3 protein-coding genes are annotated in these 3,987 nt (G+C 61.5%); all 3 read left to right on the plus strand.

Translation table 11 applies throughout. From position 1 onward, the window contains the following. The first annotated feature begins 1 nt into the window (after position 1). Positions 2-1,351 carry a glutamine synthetase family protein gene (locus tag ACR0L9_RS20525; RefSeq protein ID WP_480459955.1) on the plus strand — a complete coding sequence of 450 codons (1,350 nt, stop codon included), beginning with the start codon at positions 2-4 and terminating at the stop codon, positions 1,349-1,351. A gap of 128 nt (positions 1,352-1,479) precedes the next feature. Then, a complete protein-coding gene (locus ACR0L9_RS20530) occupies positions 1,480-2,862 on the plus strand; it encodes an aldehyde dehydrogenase family protein (protein ID WP_480896572.1) in 1,383 nt (460 codons plus the stop codon). 67 nt (positions 2,863-2,929) lie between these two features. Further along, a partial coding sequence (locus tag ACR0L9_RS20535; RefSeq protein ID WP_480896573.1) for an iron-containing alcohol dehydrogenase occupies positions 2,930-3,987 on the plus strand: 1,058 nt, incomplete at its 3' end.

Below are 3,987 nucleotides of genomic sequence, written 5' to 3' on the forward strand. Positions count from 1 at the left end.
GCTGACATTTGAGCATTTGAAGGCTGAGGTTTCGTCTGGCGAGATTGATACGGTATTGGTTTGTCTGGTTGACATGCAGGGCCGTTTGATGGGGAAGCGGTTTCATGCGGGTCATTTTGTTGCGGGAGCGTGGGAAGAGACGCATTGCTGCAACTATCTGCTGGCGACGGATCTCGAGATGGGGACGCCGGATGGGTATGCGTCGACCAGTTGGGAGCGGGGCTATGGCGATTATGTGATGAAGCCGGATCTGAGCACGCTGCGCCCTGTACCGTGGCTGGAAGGCACGGCGATGGTGATGTGCGATGTGCTGGATCATCACACGCATGAAGAAGTGCCACACGCGCCGCGCTCGATCCTGAAACGTCAGGTGAACCGGCTGAAGGCGATGGGCTATGACGCCATGTGCGCCACCGAGCTGGAGTTTTTCCTGTTCGAGAAAAGCTTTGATCAGATCCGCAAGGAAGGCTTTCGCGACCTTGAGCCGATCTCGGGGTATAACGAAGACTATCACATCCTTCAGACCACCAAGGAAGAGCATGTGATGCGCCCGATCCGCAACCATCTGTGGGATGCGGGGATACCGGTCGAGAACACGAAAGGTGAGGCCGAGACCGGGCAGGAAGAACTGAACATCAAATACGCGCCTGCGATGGAGACGGCCGAGTATCACTCGATCGCCAAGAACGCGGTGAAAGAGATTGCCTGGCAGCATGGGCATGCCGCGACCTTCCTGCCGAAATGGCATCATGAGAAGGTGGGCAGTTCCAGCCACGTGCATCAGTCGCTCTGGTCCGAGGGGCGGCCGATCTTTTTCGACGAAAAAGATCCGCTCGGCATGTCGGATGTGATGAAAAGCTACATGGCGGGTCTTTTGAAATACGCCGCCGATTACACCTGTTTCATGGCGCCCTACATCAACAGCTACAAGCGGTTCATGAAGGGGACCTTTGCGCCGACGCGGATCATCTGGTCGGTGGACAACCGCACCGCCGGGTTCCGCCTGTGCGGTGACGGCACCAAGGCGGTGCGGGTGGAATGCCGTATCCCGGGCTCGGATATGAACCCCTATCTGGCGATGGCTGGGATGCTGGCGGCGGGGATCGCTGGGATCGAAGAAGGGCTGGAGTTGCAGCCGCCGACCACGGGCGACGTCTATCAGGGAGAGACGGGGATGATCCCGGGCAATCTGCGCGCGGCGCGGGATGCGCTGCATGGCTCGGCGATGTTGCGGGCTGCAATGGGAGATGACGTTGTCGATCACTATGCGCGCGCGGCCGAGGTTGAGATCGAAGAGTTTGAGCGCGTGGTGACCGATTGGGAAATTGCCCGCGGGTTTGAGCGGGCTTGAGAGGGTGAAAGCGAGGGGCCAGCCCCGCCGCCATTGGCGCTCGAACCAATGGCGCACCAATGGCGGCCCCCGAGATATTTATGGCCAGATGAAGCAGGGATCCTGCTCTCTTTAGAGATGGAGTGACTATGGGGCAGATGTTGCAATGTGTCTCGCCGATTGATGGGTCGGTTTTTGCCGAGCGCGAGGTGTTGTCGCGGGAGGCCGCGTTTGAGGTTGCGGGCCGGGCGCGGGCCGCACAGGCGGCTTGGGCGGCGCGGCCCTTGCGGGAACGCATTGATCTCGTGATGGCGGGTGTGGCTGCTGTCGGCGCGATGAATGAGGAAATCGTGCCCGAGTTGGCGCATATGATGGGTCGCCCGGTGCGCTATGGCGGTGAGTTCGGCGGCTTCAACGAGCGCGCAAGCCATATGGCCGGGATTGCCGAAAGCGCGTTGGCTGATATCGCGGTGGGCGAAGATGAGACGTTCAAACGCTATATCAAGCGCATCCCGCATGGGGTGGTGTTTGTGGTGGCGCCGTGGAACTACCCCTACATGACGGCGATCAACACGGTGGCCCCGGCGCTGATCGCGGGTAATACGGTGATCCTGAAACACGCCACGCAGACCCTGCTGGTGGGCGAGCGTATGGCGCAGGCCTTCCATGCAGCGGGTGTGCCCGAAGACGTGTTCCAGAATGTCTTTCTGAGCCATGACGTGACCAACGATCTGATCGCGGGCAATGCGTTCGACTTCGTGAACTTCACCGGATCGGTCGGCGGCGGCCAGGCGATGGAGCGCGCGGCGGCGGGCACCTTTACCGGCGTCGGGACTGAGTTGGGCGGCAAGGATCCGGGTTATGTGATGGACGATGCCGATCTGGAGGCGGCGGTTGAGACGCTGATCGACGGGGCAATGTTCAACGCGGGCCAGTGCTGCTGCGGGATCGAGCGGATTTATGTGCATGAAAGCCTGTATGACGACTTCGTCGCCAGGGCGGTGGAGATCGTGAAGGGCTATAAGCTGGGCAATCCGCTGGACGCTGAAACCACCATTGGCCCGATGGCCAATGTGCGCTTTGCCGATGAGGTGCGGGCGCAGATTGCCGAGGCGGTCGAGGCTGGTGCGGTGGCCCATATCGACATCTTCCCCGAGGATGATGGCGGCGCATATCTGACGCCGCAGATCCTGACCAATGTCACCCATGACATGCGGGTGATGCGGGATGAAAGCTTTGGTCCGGTAGTGGGCATTATGAAAGTGTCCACGGATGACGAGGCCATCCGGCTGATGAATGACAGCGCGTTTGGCCTGACGGCGAGCCTCTGGACCAGCGATCTGGACCGTGCTGCGCGGGTGGGCGACCAGATTGAGACGGGCACCGTCTTCATGAACCGCGCCGATTATCTGGATCCCGGCCTGTGTTGGACCGGCTGCAAGAATACCGGGCGCGGCGGCGGTCTCTCGGTCATTGGCTATCACAACCTGACACGTCCCAAATCCTATCACCTGAAAAAGGTCACGGGCTAAGGACGCCGGCCTGCCTCGGAATGACCCCCTCGCCGGGGCAGGCCTTTTGACACGAAGGAAAGCAAACATGTCACTTGTTGGAAACTGGTCTTATCCAACCGCAATCAAATTCGGGGCCGGGCGGATCAATGAATTACCCGAAGCCTGTGCGGCGGCCGGCATGAAGAAACCGCTGCTGGTCACCGACAAGGGGCTGGCCGATCTGCCGATCACCACCGCGACGCTGGATATCATGGAGACCGCCGGTCTGGGCCGGGGTCTGTTCGCGGATGTGGACCCGAACCCCAATGAACAGAACCTCGAGGCCGGTGTTGCGGCCTATAACGCGGGCGGCCATGACGGGGTGATCGCTTTTGGCGGCGGCTCGGGGCTGGATCTGGGCAAGATGGTCGCCTTCATGTGTGGTCAGACGCGCCCGGTCTGGGACTTTGAGGACATCGGCGATTGGTGGACCCGAGCGGATGCCGATGCCATCGCGCCGATCATCGCCGTCCCCACAACCGCCGGGACCGGGTCCGAAGTGGGGCGCGCCAGCGTCATCACCAATTCTGAAACCCACGCCAAGAAGATCATCTTCCATCCCAAGGTGCTGCCCACGGTCGTGATCTGCGACCCCGAGCTGACGGTTGGGATGCCAAAGTTCATCACCGCAGGCACCGGTCTGGATGCGTTTGCCCATTGTGTCGAGGCGTTCAGCAGCCCGCATTACCACCCGATGTCTCAGGGCATCGCGCTGGAAGGGATGCGGCTGGTCAAGGACTACCTGCCACGTGCCTATGCGGACGGCACCGACATCGAAGCCCGCGCCCAGATGATGAGCGCGGCGGCGATGGGGGCCACCGCCTTCCAGAAAGGCTTGGGCGCCATCCACGCCATGAGCCACCCCGTCGGCGCGGTGTTCAACACCCACCATGGCACCACCAACGCGGTCTGCATGCCCGCCGTGCTCGAGTTCAACGCGCCAGTCATCGCCGACCGCTTCCAGCAAGCCGCCGCCTATCTGGGCATCGACGGCGGCTTCGACGGCTTCCGCAGCTTCGTGCAAGAGTTCAACGACAGCCTCGCCATCCCCCGCAATCTCTCCGACCTCGGCGTCACCAAAGCCGCCATCCCCGAACTGGTCCA

It is taken from the genome of Ruegeria sp. I3, assembly GCF_056532525.1.